The sequence below is a fragment of the Micromonospora sp. NPDC049257 genome (assembly GCF_040678915.1).
GTDB lineage: Bacteria > Actinomycetota > Actinomycetes > Mycobacteriales > Micromonosporaceae > Micromonospora > Micromonospora antibiotica.
Window position 1 is genome coordinate 138410 of the sequence record NZ_JBFAQU010000011.1, and the last position, 20125, is coordinate 158534.

Annotated in this window: 17 protein-coding genes; 13 read left to right on the forward strand and 4 right to left on the reverse strand. The window is 73.7% G+C overall.

Annotated elements, in window-relative coordinates:
* Window positions 1-9: 9 nt before the first annotated feature.
* Window positions 10-1032: a hypothetical protein gene (locus AB0K25_RS18335; RefSeq protein ID WP_219467169.1), complete on the reverse strand. Its 1023-nt coding sequence runs from the start codon at window positions 1030-1032 to the stop codon at window positions 10-12.
* 83 nt (window positions 1033-1115) lie between these two features.
* On the opposite strand from AB0K25_RS18335, the gene AB0K25_RS18340 reads away from it, so the two are divergent.
* Window positions 1116-2156 carry a S66 peptidase family protein gene (locus AB0K25_RS18340; protein WP_219467171.1) on the forward strand — a complete coding sequence of 347 codons (1041 nt, stop codon included), beginning with the start codon at window positions 1116-1118 and terminating at the stop codon, window positions 2154-2156.
* Between the two features lie 275 nt (window positions 2157-2431).
* Here AB0K25_RS18340 and AB0K25_RS18345 read toward each other — a convergent pair whose 3' ends face one another.
* The gene (locus AB0K25_RS18345; RefSeq protein WP_219467173.1) at window positions 2432-3328 is read right to left on the reverse strand and encodes a helix-turn-helix transcriptional regulator; all 897 of its coding nucleotides are present in this window, start codon (window positions 3326-3328) and stop codon (window positions 2432-2434) included.
* A 151-nt stretch (window positions 3329-3479) separates the two neighbouring features.
* Here AB0K25_RS18345 and mfd point away from each other — a divergent pair, with 151 nt between their 5' ends.
* The 4 genes from mfd to AB0K25_RS18365 all read left to right on the forward strand — a co-directional run bounded on the left by mfd (window position 3480) and on the right by AB0K25_RS18365 (window position 10779).
* Window positions 3480-7127, forward strand: coding sequence for a transcription-repair coupling factor (gene mfd / locus AB0K25_RS18350; RefSeq protein ID WP_363821306.1), 3648 nt, complete (start codon window positions 3480-3482; stop codon window positions 7125-7127).
* A 123-nt stretch (window positions 7128-7250) separates the two neighbouring features.
* Window positions 7251-8036 (forward strand): hypothetical protein, encoded by a 786-nt coding sequence (locus tag AB0K25_RS18355; protein WP_219467177.1) that lies wholly within the window; start codon window positions 7251-7253, stop codon window positions 8034-8036.
* Complete coding sequence (locus AB0K25_RS18360) at window positions 8033-9022, forward strand: nucleoside triphosphate pyrophosphohydrolase (protein ID WP_219470671.1); 990 nt, start codon at window positions 8033-8035, stop codon at window positions 9020-9022. Before AB0K25_RS18355 ends, AB0K25_RS18360 begins: the two co-directional genes overlap by 4 nt.
* Before the next feature lie 137 nt (window positions 9023-9159).
* The gene (locus AB0K25_RS18365; RefSeq protein WP_219467180.1) at window positions 9160-10779 is read left to right on the forward strand and encodes a DUF885 domain-containing protein; all 1620 of its coding nucleotides are present in this window, start codon (window positions 9160-9162) and stop codon (window positions 10777-10779) included.
* A gap of 53 nt (window positions 10780-10832) precedes the next feature.
* Here AB0K25_RS18365 and AB0K25_RS18370 read toward each other — a convergent pair whose 3' ends face one another.
* Together AB0K25_RS18370 and AB0K25_RS18375 are read right to left on the reverse strand one after the other, a co-directional pair.
* Window positions 10833-11669: an NUDIX domain-containing protein gene (locus AB0K25_RS18370; RefSeq protein ID WP_363821310.1), complete on the reverse strand. Its 837-nt coding sequence runs from the start codon at window positions 11667-11669 to the stop codon at window positions 10833-10835.
* A gap of 155 nt (window positions 11670-11824) precedes the next feature.
* Window positions 11825-12517 (reverse strand): hypothetical protein, encoded by a 693-nt coding sequence (locus tag AB0K25_RS18375; protein ID WP_208568548.1) that lies wholly within the window; start codon window positions 12515-12517, stop codon window positions 11825-11827.
* Window positions 12518-12739: 222 nt separating this feature from the next.
* On the opposite strand from AB0K25_RS18375, the gene eno reads away from it, so the two are divergent.
* The 8 genes from eno to AB0K25_RS18415 all read left to right on the forward strand — a co-directional run bounded on the left by eno (window position 12740) and on the right by AB0K25_RS18415 (window position 20098).
* Window positions 12740-14023 (forward strand): phosphopyruvate hydratase, encoded by a 1284-nt coding sequence (eno, locus tag AB0K25_RS18380; RefSeq protein ID WP_208568547.1) that lies wholly within the window; start codon window positions 12740-12742, stop codon window positions 14021-14023.
* 31 nt (window positions 14024-14054) lie between these two features.
* The gene (locus AB0K25_RS18385; RefSeq protein WP_357019836.1) at window positions 14055-14678 is read left to right on the forward strand and encodes a septum formation initiator family protein; all 624 of its coding nucleotides are present in this window, start codon (window positions 14055-14057) and stop codon (window positions 14676-14678) included.
* Between the two features lie 34 nt (window positions 14679-14712).
* A complete protein-coding gene (locus tag AB0K25_RS18390) occupies window positions 14713-15270 on the forward strand; it encodes a DUF501 domain-containing protein (protein ID WP_219470673.1) in 558 nt (185 codons plus the stop codon).
* Window positions 15267-15773: an amino-acid N-acetyltransferase gene (locus AB0K25_RS18395; RefSeq protein WP_219467207.1), complete on the forward strand. Its 507-nt coding sequence runs from the start codon at window positions 15267-15269 to the stop codon at window positions 15771-15773. Before AB0K25_RS18390 ends, AB0K25_RS18395 begins: the two co-directional genes overlap by 4 nt.
* Window positions 15774-15898: 125 nt before the next feature.
* Window positions 15899-17137: a hypothetical protein gene (locus tag AB0K25_RS18400; RefSeq protein WP_363821314.1), complete on the forward strand. Its 1239-nt coding sequence runs from the start codon at window positions 15899-15901 to the stop codon at window positions 17135-17137.
* Window positions 17138-17291: 154 nt separating this feature from the next.
* Complete coding sequence (locus AB0K25_RS18405) at window positions 17292-18233, forward strand: Ppx/GppA phosphatase family protein (RefSeq protein WP_219470674.1); 942 nt, start codon at window positions 17292-17294, stop codon at window positions 18231-18233.
* Window positions 18234-18668: 435 nt separating this feature from the next.
* The gene (locus tag AB0K25_RS18410) at window positions 18669-19001 is read left to right on the forward strand and encodes a PadR family transcriptional regulator (protein ID WP_219467211.1); all 333 of its coding nucleotides are present in this window, start codon (window positions 18669-18671) and stop codon (window positions 18999-19001) included.
* Window positions 18998-20098: a hypothetical protein gene (locus tag AB0K25_RS18415; protein ID WP_363821317.1), complete on the forward strand. Its 1101-nt coding sequence runs from the start codon at window positions 18998-19000 to the stop codon at window positions 20096-20098. The genes AB0K25_RS18410 and AB0K25_RS18415 overlap by 4 nt, the downstream gene beginning before the upstream one ends.
* Window positions 20099-20125 lie beyond the last annotated feature (27 nt).

Genomic DNA, 20125 nt, shown 5'->3' on the forward strand with positions numbered 1-20125 from the left:
GGTCCGGCCTCACCCGTCCGGTCGGGTGTCGACCCGGTGGGTGGTGGTCCGGCGGGCCCGGAACCGGGCGGCGGTGAGCAGGCCGAGCAGCCCCAGAACGGCCCAGGTCAGCAGCCCTGCCAGGGGCCAGCGGGCCGACCGCCAGTCGAAGTAGACGGCCGACTTGAGCAGGTCGGTGGCGAGGCCGGGGACGTTCCAGCGGTGCATCCCGCGCAGCGCGGCGGGCAGGAACTCCGGGGCGTAGATGCCGCCCGAGCCGGGGTTGCCGAGCACCACCAGCAGCAGGATCACCAGCCCGGTGCCGAGCAGTCCCAGCCAGCCCTGCACGGCGGCGGCGACCATCGCGGCGGTGAAGACGGTGAGCGTGCCGACCGCCGCCACCGTGACCAGGTCGTGGTCCCAGACGTCGAGGACCGGGCCGACCAGCACCGCGCCGATGGTCCCGAGCAGCACCGCGTGCACGGCCAGCGAGCCGATCCGCAGTCCGGCCCGGCGCAGCCCGCGTGGGGCGGTGCCGAGCGAGACGCCGAGCGCGGTCGAGGCCAGGTAGCCGCCGAGCACCAGCCCGACGGCCAGGTAGAACGGCACCAGACCGCGCGGGTCGTCGGGGGAGACCGGCACCTGGTCGGTGACGGTGAGCGGCAGTCCGGCCTGCTGGGCGGCCGGGGTGAGGACCCCGGTGACCAGTTCGGTGGCGGCCGGGGCGGAGGCGCTGGCGGTGGCGAGGGTGAGCGTGCCGTCGGGGGCCGAGGTGAGCACGGCGTACACCTGGCGGGCGGTGAGGGCGTCGTCGGCCGCGCCCGGGTCGGCGTACCCGATGGGCTCGATGGTGTCGGTGCGGGCCCGCACGGCGGTCAGCAGCGCCTCGGCGCGCTGGTCGCCGGTCACCACCCCGACCGGCACGTCCCGGGGGTGCGGCTGGTGCAGCGCGCCGACGTAGGCCGCGATGAACGCGCTGGCCAGCACCAGCGTGCCGAACAGCAGCGCCGCCGTGCGGGGCAGCCAGGCCCGGGTCCGCGGCTCCTCGTCCACCGGCTCAGCCTATGGCCCGTAATGCCCGGCCTGTGGGGTTTCGTCAGGCGAAAACCGCTGGTGACGGGCGGTAGGTTCCGACCGTGAGCCGTCCCGCGTACCCCGCCAAACCGAAACCGGGCGACCGGGTCGCCGTCGTCTCCCCCTCCGCCGGCCTGCCGGGTCTGTTCCCGCACGTGTACGAGCTGGGCCTGCACCGGCTGCGCGAGGAGTTCGGCCTGGTGCCGGTGGAGTACCCGACCACCAGGCAGACCCGGGCCGACCCCCGGGACCGCGCGCGGGACCTGACCGCCGCCTTCGCCGACCCGACGGTCACCGCCGTGCTCGCCACCGTCGGCGGCGACGACCTGATCACCGTCACCCCGCACCTCGACGACGCGGTGCTGCGGGCCAACCCGAAGCCCTACTTCGGCTACTCGGACAACACCAACGTCCTCAACCACCTCTACCGGCTGGGGATGGTGGCCTACCACGGCGGCTCGGTGCTGGTGCACCTCGGCCGACCCGGTGCGCCGCACCCGCTGACCCTCGACTCGCTGCGTGCCGCCCTGTTCACCTCCGACTGGTACGAGCTGACCCCCGCGCCGCAGTGGGGTGACGAACCGGGCGACTGGCGGGACCCCGCCACGCTCACGGTCGAACCGCCGATGCTGCCCGGCGAGGGCTGGCGCTGGCGGGGACCGTCGACGGTCGTCGAGGGCCGGACCTGGGGCGGTTGCCTGGAGATCCTGCACTGGCTGATGGCCGCCGACCGGGTCCCGTCGGCCGCCGAACTGGCCGGCTCGGTGCTCGTCGTCGAGACCTCCAACGAGCTGCCCGACGCGCAGGAGGTGTTCCGGATCGTGCGGAACATGGGGGAGCGGGGACTGCTCGCCGCCTTCCCGGCGATCATCGTCGGCCGGCCCAAGGCGTGGGACTTCGCACGACCGCTGCCGGTGGCGCAACGGCTGGCGTGGGCCGCCGCCCAACGGGGTGCCATCGTCCGGGCGCTGAGCGCGTACCGCCCGGACGCGGTGGTGGTCTTCGACGTCGACCTGGGCCACACCGACCCGCAGTTGATCATCCCGTACGGCGGGGAGATCCGGGTCGACGCGGTCGAACGACGCATCGCCGTGCGCTACTGAACGGGACGCGGCCGGGTGTGGAGGTGCCGCACCGGGGTACGGCACCTCCACCGGGCGCCGGACGGCATCCCCGGTCAGCCCGACTGGGGGGTACGCGGGCCTCCCCGAACAGGTCCGCGTCTCCCTCGGCCGTCGCAACGTCGACCGACCGGGCTGGCTGTTCCATCCTCGGTTGGCACGGGGGTCGAAATCTTGAAGATTCGTGCGCGGTTCGGTTCGACCGGCGGCCCCGCCACGACGAGCGCCCCGCGGCCCGGGTGCCGGGCAGCGGGCCGTCAGTCGGCGGGTGCGAGCAGTCGACGCAGGCGGGCGGGCGGATGGCCGACCCGCTCCCGGACCACCCGGCTCAGGTGCGCCTGGTCGGCGAAGCCGTACTCGGCGGCGATCGTCACCAGCCGGGGCGGATCGGAGCGGCCCAACAGATCCAGCACCGCCCGGACCCGCAGCTCGTTGCGGTAGGCGGTGAGGCTGCGCCCGGTGACCCGCTGGAACACCCGGCTCAGGTGGTGCGGTGAGCAGCCGACCAGCCGGGCGACCTCGGTGAGCCCCAGGGTGAAACCCGACGCGGCGAGCACCTGGCGGGCCTGGTCGGCGAGGCGTCGATGGGCGGCCAGGGTGGCCGGTCGCCGCCCCACCGCACGGTCCAGGTCCGCGCCCGGGGCACCCCGGCCCAGCGGGCTGCCACTGAGCAGGGTGGCCAGGAACTGGTGGGTGTGCTCGGTCAGCTCGAAGCCGTCCAGACCCCGCCGGCTGCGGGCCACCAGCATCCGGTGCTCCAGGTCCAACGCGGCGTCGAGCTGACCGTCCCAGCTGCGCCGGGTGAACCAGTCGCGGGCGTCCGGGCGTTCCTCGAGGACCTCGGGGCGGATCTCCAGGCACGAGTAGACGTCGCCGCAGCCGAGCGGATGGGCCACGCTCATCTCGTCGCCGGGTCGGGTCAGCAGCACCGACGTCGCATCGGCGAACGCGATCTCACCGTTGAGCCGGCGCAGGTATCCGCCGGAGCGCCCCAGGTAGACCCGGTAGCCGAGGTTGGGCACCGGGCCCACCCAGCCCGGCTCGTCGATCAGGCAGCGCACCTCGTAGAAGGTCATCCCGTCGGGCAGGCCCAGACCCCGCCACCGTCCCTGGGTGGTCTGTTGGCGTGGGTCCGCGCCCCACTGCTGTGGCATTGGTCCTCCCCCGTTCCGGCACCGCCGCTGCGGGCTCGATTGTCTCCCTCGCGAGATAGGCTGGCGGCCGTGCACCCCCCGGCCCGGCCGGGCGTGGGGGCATCTTCGCGCGCCCCGGGCCGACCGGCGGCTTTCCTGGAAGTGATCACTGATGCTCACCGGACTCTTCTCCGCCGCCCTGGCCGACCCCGGGCTGGCCCGTGCTCGTGACCTGGCGCGCTCCGGTGCCGCCCAGGTCGACGGGCTGGACCTGACCGCCCCGGCCGCGCTGCGCCCGTTCGCCGTGGCCGCCGTCGCCGCCGACGAGCCGGTCGGCGGGGCCGGCCGGCCGGTGCTCGCGGTGACCGCCACCAGCCGGGAGGCCGACGACCTGGCCGCCGCGCTGGGCAGCCTGCTCCCGGCCGGGCAGGTGGCGGTCTTCCCGTCCTGGGAGACGCTGCCGCACGAGCGGCTCTCACCCCGTTCCGACACCGTCGGCCGGCGACTGGCCGTGCTGCGCCGCCTCGCCCACCCCGACACCGCCGACGCGCAGGGGGTGACCGGCCCGCTGCGGGTGGTGGTGGCCCCGGTGCGCTCGCTGCTGCAACCACAGCTCAAGGGCCTCGGCGACCTGGACCCGGTGCAGCTCGCCGCCGGGGAGGAGGCCGACCTGGAGCAGGTCGCCCGCCGGCTCACCGACCTGGCGTACGCCCGGGTCGACCTGGTCACCAAACGCGGCGAGTTCGCCGTGCGCGGCGGCATCCTGGACGTCTTCCCACCCACCGACGAGCACCCGTCCCGGGTCGAGTTCTGGGGTGACGAGGTGGAGGAGATCCGCACCTTCGCCGTCGCCGACCAGCGCACCATCGAAGGCGTACCGCAGCTGTGGGCCCCGCCGTGCCGGGAGCTGCTGCTGACCCCGGCGGTGCGCCGGCGGGCCGCCGCGCTCGCCGGGGAGCACCCGGAACTGGCCGAGATCCTCGACAAGCTGGCCGAGGGCATCCCCGTCGAGGGGATGGAGTCGCTGGTGCCGGCGCTGCTCGGCAGCGAGAGCCTGGAGCTGCTGGTCGACACCATGCCGGCCGGCACCCACGTGCTGCTCTGCGACCCGGAGCGGATCCGCACCCGGGCCCACGACCTGGTGCGTACCTCGGAGGAGTTCCTCCAGGCGAGCTGGGCCGCGGCCGCCGTCGGTGGCCAGGCCCCGGTCGACCTCGGCGCCGCCGCCTTCAAGTCCCTGGCCGAGGTACGCGCCGCCGCCCGCGCCCTGCGCCAGCCCTGGTGGACCCTCGCCCCGTTCGGGCTGGTCGAGGCGGACGCCGCCACCCCCACCCGGCAGCCCTGGGAGGATGCGCCGGGCGGGGGAGACGTGACCCCCGACGACGCGATCACGGTGACCCTGGCCGCCCAGCCGGCCCCGCTCTACCACGGTGAGACCGGCCGGGTGGTCGACGACATCAAGCGCTGGACCGGCGAGGGCTGGGCGGTCGCGTTGGTCTTCGAGGGGCACGGTCCCGCCCAGCGGGCCGTCGAGGTGCTCCGCGACGCGGGCCTGGGCGCCCGGCTCACCGAGCAGGTGCCGGCCGCGCCCGCCCCCGGCGAGGTGCTGGTCACCTGCGGCTGCCTGACCGCCGGCTTCGTCGACGAGGCGTCGAGGTTCGTGCTGCTCACCGGCAACGACGTCACCGGTGGCCGGGGCACCTCCACCCGGGACATGCGCAAGATGCCGAGCCGGCGGCGCAACACCATCGACCCGCTGGAGCTGAAGGCCGGCGACTTCGTCGTGCACGAGCAGCACGGCATCGGCCGGTACGTCGAGCTGGTGCAGCGCACCGTCAACGGCGCGTCCCGCGAATACCTGGTCATCGAGTACGCGGCCAGCAAGCGCGGCCAGCCCGGCGACCGGCTCTTCGTCCCCACCGACCAGCTCGACCAGCTCTCCCGCTACGTCGGCGGCGAGCAGCCCACCCTGCACAAGATGGGCGGCCCGGACTGGCAGAAGTCCAAGGCCCGCGCCCGCAAGGCGGTCCGGGAGATCGCCGCCCAGCTGATCCAGCTCTACGCCGCCCGCAAGGCGTCCAAGGGGCACGCGTTCGCCCCGGACTCCCCGTGGCAGCGGGAGCTGGAGGACGCCTTCCCGTGGCAGGAGACGCCCGACCAGTTGGCCGCCATCGAGGAGGTCAAGCGGGACATGGAACAGACCGTCCCGATGGACCGGCTGATCTGCGGTGACGTCGGGTACGGCAAGACCGAGATCGCCGTCCGGGCGGCGTTCAAGGCGGTGCAGGACGGTAAGCAGGTGGCGGTGCTGGTGCCGACGACGTTGCTGGTGCAGCAGCACTACAACACGTTCGCCGAACGGATGAACCAGTTCCCGGTGACCATCCGGCAGCTGTCCCGCTTCCAGACCGCCAAGGAGAGCGAACGGACGTTGGAGATGGTCGCCGACGGCACCGTCGACATCGTCATCGGCACCCACCGGCTGCTCCAGACGGCCACCCGGTTCAAGCAACTCGGCATGGTGGTCATCGACGAGGAGCAGCGCTTCGGCGTCGAGCACAAGGAGCACCTCAAGACGCTGCGCGCCTCGGTCGACGTGCTGAGCATGTCGGCCACCCCGATCCCGCGGACGCTGGAGATGGCGATCACCGGCATCCGCGAGATGTCGACCATCGCCACCCCGCCGGAGGAGCGGCACCCGGTGCTGACCTTCGTCGGGTCGTACGACGACCGGCAGGTGGCCGCGTCCATCCACCGTGAGTTGCTCCGCGACGGGCAGGTCTTCTACCTGCACAACCGGGTGGAGTCGATCGACCGGACGGCGCGGAGGCTGCGCGAGCTGGTGCCCGAGGCGCGGGTGGCGGTGGCCCACGGGCAGATGGGCGAGGAGGCCCTGGAGAAGGTGATGGTCGGCTTCTGGGAGAAGGAGTTCGACGTCCTGGTCTGCACCACCATCGTGGAGTCCGGCATCGACATCCCGAACGCCAACACCCTCATCGTGGAGCGGGCCGACCTGCTCGGCCTGGCCCAGCTGCACCAGATCCGGGGCAGGGTGGGTCGGGGCCGGGAGCGGGCGTACGCGTACTTCCTCTATCCGCCGGAGAAGCCGCTCACCGAGCACGCGCACGAGCGGTTGGCCACCATCGCCCAGCACACCGAGCTGGGCGCGGGCATGTACGTGGCGATGAAGGACCTGGAGATCCGGGGCGCCGGCAACCTGCTCGGCGGCGAGCAGTCCGGACACATCGAGGGCGTCGGGTTCGACCTGTACGTCCGGATGGTCGGCGAGGCGGTGTCGGCGTTCAAGGGGGAGAGCACCGAGTCCGACGAGCTGGCGACCGACGTCCGCATCGATCTTCCGGTCGACGCGCACCTGCCGCTGGACTACGTGGGGGTGGAGCGGCTGCGGCTGGAGATGTACCGCAAGCTCGCCGAGGCGCGTGACGACGAGCGGCTGCGCGAGGTGGTCGCCGAGATGACCGACCGGTACGGCGAGCCGCCCGCCCCGGTGCAGAACCTGGTCGCGGTGGCCCGGTTCCGGTTGCTGGCCCGCCGCTACGGCCTCTCCGACGTGAGCGTGCAGGGCAAGCACCTGCGGTTCGGGCCGCTGCCGTTGCCCGATTCCAAGCAGTTGCGGCTCAAGCGCTACCACCCGGACTCGGTCTACAAGCCGGCCACCGACCAGGTCAGCGTGCCCCGGCCGAGCACCCGCCGGGTCGGTGGCGAGCCGTTGCGTGACCAGGCGCTGTTGGAGTGGTGCGCCCAGCTCCTCTCCGACGTCCTCGGCGAGCCGGCCCCGCTGGCCGGGGCGCGGGCATGAGCGGCCGGTCGGGTCCGGTGACCCGGGGTGGCCGGGGCCGGGGGCGCGAAAGCTGCGGGCGGGGGCCGCAGCGCGTGGTGGGCGGCGTCACCGTAGCCGGGCAGGCATGAGAGAGTGACCGTCATGCGTGCACGCCGTCTCATCGCCGCCGCCAGCGTCGCGGCACTGGGTGTCCTCTCCCTCACCGCCTGCGGCAAGGCATCTCCGGATGTGGCCGCATACATCGGCGACAGTCGCTACTCGGTCGCCCGGGTGGACGCGATCTACACCGACGCGCAGACGAGGTACGCCGAGGCGGTGCGGCAGGGCGCGGCCCAGTCCGGCCAGACCCCGGCCCCGGAGCAGCTGCGGGCCGGGGTGACCCGGCAGGACGTGGTGAACCTGCTGGTCAGCATCGACCTGGGCAAGCGGGTCGCGGCCGAGAAGGGCCTCCAGGTCCCCGACCAGATCACCCCGGACCAGCTGGCCCAGCAGTTGCAGATGCCGCCGCAGGCGGAGTTCGCGAAGCTCTGGGGTGAGTGGGCGGACCTGTTCTCCGTGCTCAGCCAGCAGTTGCCGCCGGCCGACCTGAGCGACGAGTCGGTGATGGCGGTCTACCACGCGATCGAGAAGACCGGCGGCATCGACAAGGGGCTGCCGGTGGCGCAGGTGCGGCAGCTCTTCGGCGACGGCGGTTTCGTCCGCAGCGCCGCCGCGTTGAGCAACGCGCTGGGGGAGCAGGCCGACAAGCTTGACGTCGAGGTCAACCCCCGGTACCGGCCGCTCGGCGTCCCGGCCTGGGTCAACAAGGGTCAGGAGCTGGTCTTCTACGCGCTGCCGTACATCGACGCGAGCGGCCCGGTGACCGACGTGTCGACCCCCGAGCCGGTCGGCAGCCCGACCCCGGCGCAGGGGCCGGTGGCCTCCTGAGCACGTCCCACCGGATCGTCCTGCTGGTCACCTCGCCCCGGTTGCCGGCCGGTCTGCTGACCGCCGCCGCCTGGGACGTGCTGCGCTCCGCGCCGGTGCTGACCGGTGCACAGAGCGCCCAGGTCGCGGCGGTACGCGCGGCGGGCGTCGAGGTCACCGTCGTCTCCGGCGGAGCCACCGACGCGTTGCTCGACGCGGCGGCGGCGGGCGGTACGGCGGTCTGGCTGGCCGGCCCGGCCGGCGACGAGTCCCTGGCCCGGGAGTTGGGTCTGCGGTTGGCCCGGCAACCGGGGCTGGCCGAGCTGGAGCTGATGTACGGCTCGTGGGACCCGCCGGGGGCCCGGCTGCTCGATGCGGTCGAGGTGATGGACCGGCTCGCCTCCCCGGGTGGTGACCCGTGGAAGCGGGCGCAGACCCACCGTAGCCTCGCCGGTTTCCTGATCGAGGAGTGCTACGAGGCGTACGACGCGATCAGCGACGGTGACACCGACGCGCTCCGTGAGGAGTTGGGCGACGTGCTGCTCCAGGTGCTGCTGCACGCGCGCCTGGCGGAGGACCTGCCCGAGGGTGAGCGGTGGAACGTCGACGACGTGGCCGGCACCCTGGTCGACAAGATGGTCCGCCGGAACCCGCACGTCTTCGCCGGTGCCGAGGCGGGTTCGCTGGCCGAGATCGAGGCGAACTGGGAACGGATCAAGCGGGCCGAGAAGGCCCGTGCGTCGGTGCTCGACGGCATCGCGTTGAGCCAGCCGGCGCTGGCCCTGGCGGCCAAGGTGCTGGACCGGGCCGGTCGGGCCGGCCTGACCGCCCCGCTGCCGTCCCCCGACGCCCAGCCCGACCCGGAGTCCCACCTGGGTGCCACCCTGCTGACCCTGGTCGCCGAGGCCCGCCACGCCGGCCTGGACCCCGAAGCGGCTCTCCGCCGCACCACCCTGGCTCACACCCGAACCCTCCGCACCACCGAACCCCCCACCTCGTCGAGTTGATCAAGAGGTTTGCGTCAGCCCTGCGCGATCCGGTGACGCGAACCTCTTGATCACGAGAGCGGGGCGGGTGTGCGGTGCCGCGAACCTCTTGATCGACGAGGCCGGGGCGGGCGGTGGGGAGTGGGTAGGGTCGGGGGATGGGTTCATTCGTGCCGTTGGCGGAGCGGATCGTCGAGGCCGTGCTGGAGAGCCGGCCGGGGGTCGCCACGTCGAGCGGGGACCACCGCTACGACGACCGGTTGCCCGATCTCTCCGCCGGGGCGGTCGCGGCCGACCAGGCGATGCTGAGGGAGGCCGCCGACGCGCTCGCCGAGGTCGACACGGACTCGCTCGACGTCGAGGAACAGGTCGACCACGCGCTGCTCAGTGCCCTGGTCGACCGGGAACTGTTCGAGTTGAGCGAGATCCGGGCCTTCGAGTGGGACCCGCTGGTGCACAACCCCGGTCCGCTGCTGCACGCCCTGCTCGCCCGCCCGTACGCCCCGGTGGAGGAGCGGCTGGCCCACCTGGCCGGGCGGCTGACGGCCGTACCCGACGCGTTGGCGACCGCGCGGACGACGTTGCGGGACATGCCCCGGGTACACGCCGAGACGGCGGTCGGGCAGTTCGTCGGCACCGCCGCGCTGATCCGCGACGAGGTGCCGCTGCTGCTCGCCCAGGCACCCACGCTGGCCGGCACGGTCGGGCCGGCCGCGACGGCGGCGATCGCCGCGCTCGACGAGTTCGTCGGCTGGCTGCGCGCCGGGCTGGCCGCCGAAACCGGGCCGGGCCGTGACCCCCGGCTGGGCCGCCGCCGCTGGGAGGCCCGCCTCTGGCACACCCTCGACACCGAGCTGGGCGCCGCCGAGGTGCAGCGCCGCGCCTGGGCCAACCTGGACCGGGTCACCGCCGAGATCCGCGCGGCGGCCGTCGAGCTGGTCGGTGGCCCGGCCGACGACGAGACGGTACGCCGGGCGCTGGACCTGCTGGCCGCCGAGCACCCCGACGACCACTCCATCGTGGACCTCGCCTCGGTCACCCTCGACGAGGCCGTCGACTTCGTCCGGGCCCACGACCTGGTCGGCCTGGTCGACGACCCGTGCGTGATCCAGGAGATGCCGGAGTTCGCCCGGGGTGTCGCGGTGGCCTACTGCGACTCGCCCGGCCCGCTCGAGCCGGCCGACCTGCCCACCTTCTACTGCATCGCGCCCACCCCGGCGGACTGGCCCGCGCACCGGGTCGACTCGTTCTACCGCGAGTACAACGACCACATGATCCGCAACCTGACCGTGCACGAGGCGATGCCGGGGCACTTCCTCCAGCTCGCCCACGCCCGCCGGTACGCCGGCCCCACCCGGGTCCGGGCGCTGACCGAGTCGGGGGTGTTCATCGAGGGCTGGGCGGTCTACACCGAGGAGCTGATGGCCGGCCTCGGCTTCGGCGGCCTGCCGGTCCGCCTCCAGCAGCTCAAGATGCAGCTGCGGATGACCATCAACGCGCTGCTCGACCAGTTGGTCCACTGCGACCAGATGACCGAGGCGGACGCGTTGGCGCTGATGACCGAACGCGGCTTCCAGGAGGAGGGCGAGGCGGCCGGCAAGTGGCGGCGGGCGCTGCTCACCTCGACGCAGCTCTCCACCTACTTCGTCGGCTACAGCGAACTGGCCGACGTCGCCGCCGCCCGGCCGGCCGGGGTGTCGGTGCGGGACTGGCACGACGCGATGCTCGCCCACGACTGCCCGCCCCCACGCCACCTGCGCACCCTGCTCGGCATCTGACCGCCACGCCACCCCGGCCGGGTGCCCGCCGTCCGGGCCGCGCGGGTGCCGGCTCAGCCGCGGGCGGCGACGGCGTCGATCAGCCAGCGGGAGATCGAGTACGCGGGCGGCAGCTCCGCCGGCAACGCGTCCACCGGGAACCAACGGGCCCGCACCAGCTCCCGCCCGTCCACCACCGGTTCGGCTCCGGCATCGGCGACGGTGGCGGTGAACCCGGCGAGCAGCACCCCCGGCCCGGAGATCGCCCAGGGTTGGCTGCCGAAGTAGTCGATCGTGTCGAGGTCGAGCGAGACCTCCTCGGCGACCTCCCGCCGGACCGCCGTCTCCAGCGACTCGCCGGCCTCCACGAATCCGGCGACCAGCGCCCACAGCTCGGTCGGCCCGGACGCATGCCGGACCAGCAGCAGCTCGGTGGGGCCACCGGCCGGGCCGGGGCGGGTGATCGCGGTGAGCACCGCCGGGGAGAGCCGCAGCGGCACGTACAGGCCGCAGTCGGGGCAGCGGCGGGCCGTCTCGCCCGGCACGTCGGCCAGCGCCGCCCGGCAGACCCCGCACCAGCGGTGGGTACGCCGCCAGGTGACCACGGCCACCGCCCGTCCGGCGAGCGTGGCGACCGGCTCGGACAGCTCGGCGGCGAGCGCCCGCCAACTGCGCCACCGCCCGACCGGCTGTCGACCCCCGGCCCTGCTCCCCATGGTCTCCCCGCTCCCCGGCTCCCCGCCCTCGGTCGGGTTGTCCCGGGTGGCTGGCCGGCCCGGGTCGGCCGTCTCCAGCGCCCAGGCCGGCACGCCGTCGAGCGTGCCCAGCGGCACCCATCCGGTCCCGGCCGGCAGCTCGCCGACCCGGGGCAGGCCACCGTCGGGGGTGGTGAACAGCCGGGTGCCGGCCACCAGCAGACCCAGATCGCCCGACGCGGGCGCGGGCCCGGCAGCGTGGCCGGCCGCGTCGTCAGCCGGAGGCGTGGGGCCGGCGGGGCGGTCGGTGGCGGTCGTGGAGGCCGCCGGGTGGTCGGCCGGGGGCGTGGGGTGTCCGGGCGGTGGGACGGTCACGACGACGCCGGCCGGCGGTCCGTCACCCCGGCACCGGCCGGCAGGTCGAACGCCGTCGGCGTCACCGAGTCGGTGAAGCGTTCCAGGGCCAGCTCGACCGGCTGGCCGTCGAGCAGACCGGTGAAGCTGCCGAGCACCCCCTCGGTGGTGACGCAGGCGTCGAAGTCCCCGGCGGAACGCCGGACGGCGACGCAGGTGGCGTGGTGGCCGACGAGCGTGGTGTCGCTCTGCTTGACCTGGGCCTGCGGGTCCAGGGCGGCCTCGGTGAGCAACCGGATGACGGCGGGCGGGGTGACCAGCCCGGCCTTGCGGGCCTCGGCGAACAGCGGCACGGCGGCCTTGCCGGACATCAGCACCGGCGGCTCCACCGTGCAGGCGGTCCGCCCGGCGGTGGTCGCGCACCGGGTGATGGCCTGCTCGGAGACGGTGATCTTGCCGGCGGCCCAGGTGTACGCCGAGCGGGCCGGCTCCTTCTCCTGGGCGATGGTGGTGGTCCGGCCGCCGGGGAGCCGGTATTCGGCGGTCCAGGTCTGGACCAGGGACTCGTCCAGCCGGGTGGCGAGATCGTTGATCAGATCGGACCGGCCGAGGGTGCGTCCGGTGTCGTCGAGGGTCTGACAGCCGGTGACGGTGAGCGACGCGATGACCGACACGGCGAGCACGCGGAGGGTGGTCGAGACGGCGGGCATGGCGACCAGCGTGGTCGATCGTGTCCACCCGGCGCAAACCGGTTGCCGGTTGAGGGGTGAGAATCCGGGAATGTCCGTTAGGGCGGGCTGATTAGGGGTGGGCTACGTGTGCCCGGACGCCGTGCAGCCGAGCGTCGCCCGATACGCTGCGTTCAACACAACTGCCCCAGCCGCACCGTCGCGGCCCATACCGGATTCGCACAACGAACGAGGAGCGACTCAGTGGCAACCATCGAGGGAATCGTCGCCCGGGAGATTCTCGACTCACGGGGCAACCCGACGGTCGAGGTCGAGGTAGGGCTGGACGACGGCACGATCGCTCGCGCCGCCGTACCCTCCGGCGCCTCCACCGGCGCCTTCGAAGCGGTCGAGCTGCGCGACGGTGACAAGGACCGCTACCTGGGCAAGGGCGTCGAGAACGCGGTCGCCAACATCGAGGACAAGATCGTCGACCAGCTGATCGGCTACGAGGCCAGCGAGCAGCGGCTGATCGACCAGAAGATGCTCGACCTCGACGGCTCCGACAACAAGGGCACGCTGGGCGCGAACGCCATCCTCGGGGTCTCCCTGGCGGTGGCCAAGGCGGCTGCCGGCAGCGCCGAGCTGAGCCTGTTCCGTTACCTGGGTGGCCCGAACGCCCACCTGCTGCCGGTGCCGATGATGAACATCCTCAACGGTGGCGCGCACGCCGACTCCAACGTCGACGTCCAGGAGTTCATGATCGCGCCGATCGGGGCCCCCAGCTTCCGGGAGGCGCTGCGCTCCGGTGCCGAGGTCTACCACGCGCTGAAGTCGGTGCTCAAGAAGAAGGACCTCTCCACCGGTCTGGGTGACGAGGGTGGCTTCGCCCCCAACCTGCCCAGCAACGCCGCCGCGCTCGACCTGATCGCCGAGGCGGTCGAGAAGGCCGGTTACCGGCTGGGCACCGACATCGTCTTCGCCCTCGACGTGGCCGCGACCGAGTTCTTCGACAACGGCACCTACACCTTCGAGAGCGCCGCCAAGAGCGCCGAGGAGATGAGCAACTACTACACCAAGCTCATCGGCGACTACCCGATCGTCTCCATCGAGGACCCGCTGGCCGAGGACGACTGGACCGGCTGGGCCACCCTGACCGCCGCCGTCGGCGACCGGATCCAGATCGTCGGCGACGACCTGTTCGTCACCAACCCGCAGCGCATCGCCCGGGGCATCGCCGAGAAGTCCGCCAACGCGGTGCTCGTCAAGGTCAACCAGATCGGTTCGCTGACCGAGACCCTGGACGCGGTGGACCTGGCCCACCGGGCCGGTTTCAAGTGCATGATGAGCCACCGCTCCGGCGAGACCGAGGACACCACCATCGCCGACCTGGCCGTCGCCACCGGCTGCGGTCAGATCAAGACCGGTGCCCCGGCCCGGTCCGACCGGGTCGCCAAGTACAACCAGCTCCTGCGGATCGAGGAGGAGCTGGCCGACGCGGCGCGGTACGCCGGCGCCGGCGCGTTCCCGCGTTACCGTTCGGCCTGACCCAGGCGAACCTCGGGGGAGGGGTGTGACGATGCAGCAGCGCCGCACACCGGGTGGCCAACGCCCGGCCCGCCGGCCGACCGGTCGGCCGGGCGGGGCCCGGGGCGCCCGGACGCCGCTGCGCGACGGCGGGGTCCGCGCCGAGCCGCGGGCTGCCGCGGCCCGGTCGCGGACCGCCGACGGGGTACGGTCGGCGAACCGTCCGGCGGCGGCCCGCCGGACGGCGGCCGGCGGCACCATCCGGCGACTCACCGCGCCCCACCCCCGACGGTTCACCGGCCGGGCCACCGTGCTGTTCGCGGTGCTGCTCGCGCTCGCCCTGGCGTACACCTATCCGGTCCGGGTCTATCTCGACCAGCAGGTCGACATCGAGCGGATGGAGGCCAGCCAGGCCGCCCAGCGTACGGAGATCGCCGAGCTGTCGGCCCAGGCGGCGAAGTGGCAGGACCCCGAATACATCAAGATCAAAGCGCGGGAACGGTTCTTCATGGTGGCCCCCGGTGAGACGCCGGTGATCGTGCTCAACGACGCGGACGGCGCGGCCCGGGACGCCAACGGCGGCCGGCCGCCGACCCCACCCAAGACCCCCGACCCCTGGTACGACACCCTGTGGTCGAGCGTCCAGGCGGCGAACGGCGACGCCCCGGACCAGTGAGCAGTACCCGCGTACCGAACGAGAGATGGGCACCGTGACTGTCGTACCACCGCAGGAGCCGGCGGCGGACTCCGTACCCCCGCCGGAGCACCAGCCGGCCACCGAGGCCGACCTGGCCGCGGTGGCCGCGCAGCTCGGACGCCCGCCCCGGGGCACCCGGGCGGTGGCCCACCGCTGCCCGTGCGGCCTGCCCGACGTGGTGGAGACCACCCCCCGGCTCGCCGACGGCACCCCCTTCCCGACGCTGTTCTACCTGACCTGCCCCCGGGCGACGGCGGCGTGCAGCCGGCTGGAGTCGGCCGGGTTGATGAAGGAGATGGCCGAGCGGCTCGCCGAGGACCCGGAGCTGGCCGACCGGTACCGGGCCGCGCACGAGGACTACCTGGCCCGCCGGGCCGTGATCGGCGAGGTGCCGGAGATCGCCGGCATCTCCGCCGGTGGGATGCCCGGCCGGGTGAAGTGCCTGCACGTGCACCTGGGCCACGCGCTCGGTGCCGGCCCCGGCGTCAACCCGTTCGGCGACGAGACGCTCGCCTTGGTGGAGAAGTGGTGGACGGCCGGGCCGTGCGTGGACCTGCCGGCGGCGCAGTGACCGACGAGATCGTGGTACGCCGGGCCCGCACCGGCGACGTACGCGGCATCCGCCGGCTGGTCGACACCTACACCGACGACCGGCGGCTGCTCAGCAAGGCCACCGTCACCCTCTACGAGGACGTGCAGGAGTTCCGGGTCGCGGTCACCGGCGACGGGCGGGTCGTCGGCTGTGGCGCGCTGCACGTGATGTGGGAGGACCTCGCCGAGATCCGTACCGTGGCCGTCGACCCGGCCTGCCGGGGACGGCGGCTCGGCCACCGGATCGTCACCGAGCTGATCGACGCCGCCCGGGAGTTGGGCATCGCCCGGATCTTCGTGCTCACCTTCGAGACGGCGTTCTTCGGCGCGTTCGGGTTCACCGAGATCGACGGCGCCCCGGTGCCGCAGCCCGTCTACGAGCAGCTGCTGCGCTCCTACGACGAGGGCGTCGCCGAGTTCCTCAACCTGGAACGCGTCAAGCCGAACACCCTGGGCAACACCCGGATGCTGCTGCGCCTCTAGCCCCGGACGGCTGGGTCCGCGCCCGGTGCTGCTGCGCCTCTAGCCCCGGACGGGTCCGCGCCCGCTTGCGGCGGCCCGAAGGTGCGGCCCCGGCCGGTCTTGACCCGGCCCGCCACCCTGGGTCGGTGACGATCGTGCGCCGGTTGGGCGCGGTGCTCGCCGCCCTGGTGACCCTGTTCGCCCTGGTCGGCATCGCCCGGCTGATCGCCCCGGCGACCGGTGGCGTCGACCGCCAGCCGTCCGGGGTGGACCGGCAACTCGACTACCTGCGGGCCGAACTGGACGACGGTGCCGGCGAGGACGCCCAGGCGATGTTCCCGGAGGGCTGGTTCTTCGCCCACGCGCTGTACGGGCTGGCCCGGGTGGAGACCGGCCTGCGGCAACCGCCGCAGGGACGTGACGAGGCGCTGCGGGAGGCCCGGTGGGCGCTGGCCCGGCTGGAGTCACCGGCCGGCACGGCCCCGTTCAGCCGCGACCTGACCCCGGCGTACGGCGTCTTCCACGCCGGCTGGACGAACTGGCTGCGCGGCGGGGTGCTCGCCCTGCAACCGGAGTCGGGGCGGGACCCGGCCGAGGTGCGCCGGTTCGCCGAGGCGTCGGCGACCCTGGCCGCCGCGTTCGACGCCTCTCCCACGCCGTACCTCGCCGCCTATCCCGGGCAGGCGTGGCCGGTCGACTCGACGGTGGCGGTGGCCTCGCTGCGGCTGCACGACGCTCTGCTACCGCCGCGTTTCGCGCCGACCACCGGCCGCTGGCTCGACGGGGTACGCCAGCGCCTCGACCCGCGTACCGGTCTGCTGCCACACCGGGTCGACCCGGGCACCGGAGCACCGGCCGAGGTGGCCCGGGGCACCTCGCAGAGCGTCATCCAGCGGTTCCTGCCGGAGATCGACCCGACCTTCGCCCGCGAGCAGTACCTGCGCTTCCGCACCGACTTCGTGGTGTCGCCACTGAGGCTCGGCCCGGCGGTGCGGGAGTACCCGCGCGGCCTGGACGGCCCGGGGGACGTCGACTCGGGACCGCTGCCGCTCGGGGTGAGCTTCTCCGCCACCGTGGTGACCCTCGGTGCGGCCCAGGTGCAGGGCGACGACGCGTTGGCCGGGGCGTTGGCCAACTACGGCGAACTGGTCGGCTTTCCGCTGGACACCCCGCACACCCGCCGGTACGCCTTCGGGCTGCTCCCGATCGGTGACGCCTTCCTGGCGTGGTCGAAGACCGCCCGCCCGTGGGTCTCCGCGCCCACCGACCCGCCACCGGCGACGGTGGACCCGTGGTGGCGCGCGCCGCTGGTGGCGCTGCTGGTGCTGCTCGCCGTGCTGCCCTGGGTGCCGTGGCTGCTGTGGCGTCGGCGCCGGCGACGGTGACCACCGCCGGCCCGGCAGGCGCTGCCGGGTGCGGTTGGCGCTGCCGGGCACCCTGTCGGTGCTGCCGTGCGTCGGGGCGGTGCGGTCGGGCGTCGGGTCGGCGCTGCCGTGCGCGGGCGACTGCTGCCGTAGGGTTGCTGCCGTGACGACGCGTGTGGCCGCCATCGACTGCGGGACCAACTCCATCCGCCTGCTGGTCGCCGACCTGCCCGATCCGTCGGCCGGGCCGCAGGCCCCGCTGGTCGACCTGGCCCGCCGGATGGAGATCGTCCGGCTCGGTCAGGGCGTCGACCGGACCGGCCGGCTGGCCCCGGAGGCGATCGAGCGGACCCGGGTGGCGCTCGCCGGGTACGCCGCCGAGATCGACAAGCTGGGCGTCGACCGGGTGCGGATGTGCGCCACCTCGGCGTCCCGGGATGCGAGCAACGCGGCCGACTTCCGGGCCATGGTGGAGCAGACCCTGGGCGTCGCGCCCGAGGTGGTCACCGGCGACGAGGAGGCCCGGCTGTCGTTCACCGGCGCGGTCCGGGGGCTGCCCGCCGACGCGGAGCCGCCGTACCTGGTGGTGGACATCGGCGGCGGTTCGACCGAGTTCGTGGTGGGCACCCGCGACTCCGGGGTGCAGGCGGCGATCTCGGTGGACATCGGCTGCGTCCGGATGACCGAACGGCACCTGCACGGCGACCCGCCGACCGTCGCCGAGGTCGCCGCCGCGCAGGCCGACATCGCCGCCGCCGTCGACCGGGCGCTCGCCGCCGTCCCCGGCAGGGAGGCAGCCACACTGGTCGGGCTCGCCGGTTCGGTCACCACCGTCGTCGCCATCGCCCAGGACCTCCAGGAGTACGACCCCGAGCGCATCCACCACGCCCGGGTGCCGTACGAGCGGGTGGCCGGGGTGACCGCCGACCTGCTGGGCCGGACCGCCGCGCAGCGGTTGGCGATCCCGGTGATGCACCCGGGCCGGGCGGACGTGATCGGTGCGGGTGCCCTGGTGCTCAAGGTGATCATGGAGCGGGCCGGGATGTCCTCGGTGGTCGCCTCCGAACACGACATCCTCGACGGCATCGCCTGGAGCCAGCACCCCACCCCCAGCTGACCCCCACGCTCCCCCTCCCCCTCCCCCTCCCCCTCCCCCCTCTCCTCTCCTCTCCTCTCCCTCCCCTCCGCTCGACATCGAGCCCGGTGATCAAGAGCTTTGCGTCAAATTTCCCGGCGAGAACGACCCAAACTTCTTGATCACCGGGCCGAGGGTGTGGTGATCAAGAGGTTTGCGTCGGAAATCCGGGTGGGGATGACGCGAATCTCTTGATCACCGGGCCGGGGTCGGGGGTCGGGGGCGAGGGCCGGGGTCGGGGGCGAGGGCCGGGGGCCGGGGGTGAGGGTCGGGGCGGGGGATGGGCCGGGGCTGGGGTGAGCCGAGGGTGAGGGCTGGGGCGGGGTGGGGGTGGGGTGGGTGGGGGTGGGAGATGAGGACGGGGGTGGGGTATGGCGTTGTTGACGGTAGTGCGCAGTGCGCAGTAGTGTGTGATGCGTGGACACCACACAACTACTCAAGGGTGTGCTCGACCTGGCCGTGTTGGCCGTGTTGCGGGATTCCGACGGGTACGGCTACGACATCCTGCGGCGGCTGCGCGAGGCCGGGCTGGATGAGGTCGGCGACGCGTCGGTCTACGGCACCCTGCGCCGACTCTTCGCTGCCGGCCTGCTCACCACCTACGTCGTGCCCAGCGAGGCCGGCCCGCACCGCAAGTACTACGCGCTCAACGCCGCCGGCCGTGACCAGCTCACCCGCTCCGGCAAGACCTGGCGCGCGTTCGCGACGACGATGGACCAGCTGCTCGACGATCGGGGGATGGCGGCATGACCGTCACTGGGCAGGAGATAACGGACTACGTCGAGCGGGTGCGGACCGCCCTGGCCGACCTGCCACCGCAGGTACGCGAGGAGCTGACCGAGGACCTTCCGGAACACCTCGCCGAGGTGGCCGCCGAGGCCGACGGTTCCCTGGTCGACCGGCTGGGCACCCCCGAGGCGTACGCGGCGGAGTTGCGCGCCGCCGCCGGGGCGGGTGACCCGGCGGCCGGCCGGCGGGCGCTGGAACGGCGGATCGCCACCATGCTGGGGCGTACCCGGGCCCGGGTGGATCGGGTCGACGCCCGGCTCGGCCCACTGTTCGGTCACGACACGGCGGGGGAGTTCCTGCGGCTGCTGCGCCCGGCGTGGTGGGTGGCCCGCGCCTACCTGGTCGCGATGATGCTCACCGCGCTCAGCACCGACGGGCCGCTCGGCCTGCTGCCCCGGCTCGACGGCCACGCGTTCGTCGGCCTGCTGGTCTTCGCCGGCCTGGTGTGCGGCTCCGTCTGGTTGGGTCGGCGCACCCCCGAGCTGCGGTCCTGGCGGCGCTGGGCGTTGCACGCCAGTTCGGCGGTGCTGGCGTTGTTCGCGATCGCCGCGGTGGCGAACGTGGACGACCAGGCCCGCTCCGGCTACGGCTACGGCTACGAGACGACCTCCGTGCAGAACCCGTACGACCAGGTGCAGGACGTCTACGTCTACGACAGCGAAGGGCGGTTGGTGGAGAACGCCCGGCTCTTCGACCAGAACGGCACCCCGATCCGGTTGGGCTGGCCGGCCTGCGACGATCCGGCCCTGCCCGACGTCAACCCGGTGCAGCGCGGCTACCCGTACTGTCCGCAGCAGGCGCCGTTCCGGCCGCGTCCGCCGGCCGTCGCCCCGCTCCCGCCCGGGTCCGGCGTGAGCCCCGGCGGGTCGCCGACGGCCACCGCGCCGGGTGCGGCGCCGACGGCCACCGCACCGGGTGTTGCGCCGACGGCCACCGCGCCGGGTGTTGCGCCGACAGCCACCGCGCCGGGAAACCCCGTACCCACGGGATCGGTGCCGGTCGCGTCGCCCTCGGTGTCCGGGCCGGCGGGGGTGCCCCTGCCCACCGCCACCGGCTGACCTGCCGTTGCTGGGAAATGGCTGAAC

Coding starts and splice junctions, on each gene's coding strand:
- AB0K25_RS18345 (WP_219467173.1), bottom strand. CDS start 3,328: ATGCCACAGCAGTGGGGCGCGGACCCACGCCAACAGACCACCCAGGGA.
- mfd (WP_363821306.1), top strand. CDS start 3,480: ATGCTCACCGGACTCTTCTCCGCCGCCCTGGCCGACCCCGGGCTGGCC.
- AB0K25_RS18355 (WP_219467177.1), top strand. CDS start 7,251: ATGCGTGCACGCCGTCTCATCGCCGCCGCCAGCGTCGCGGCACTGGGT.
- AB0K25_RS18365 (WP_219467180.1), top strand. CDS start 9,160: ATGGGTTCATTCGTGCCGTTGGCGGAGCGGATCGTCGAGGCCGTGCTG.
- AB0K25_RS18375 (WP_208568548.1), bottom strand. CDS start 12,517: ATGCCCGCCGTCTCGACCACCCTCCGCGTGCTCGCCGTGTCGGTCATC.
- AB0K25_RS18385 (WP_357019836.1), top strand. CDS start 14,055: ATGCAGCAGCGCCGCACACCGGGTGGCCAACGCCCGGCCCGCCGGCCG.
- AB0K25_RS18415 (WP_363821317.1), top strand. CDS start 18,998: ATGACCGTCACTGGGCAGGAGATAACGGACTACGTCGAGCGGGTGCGG.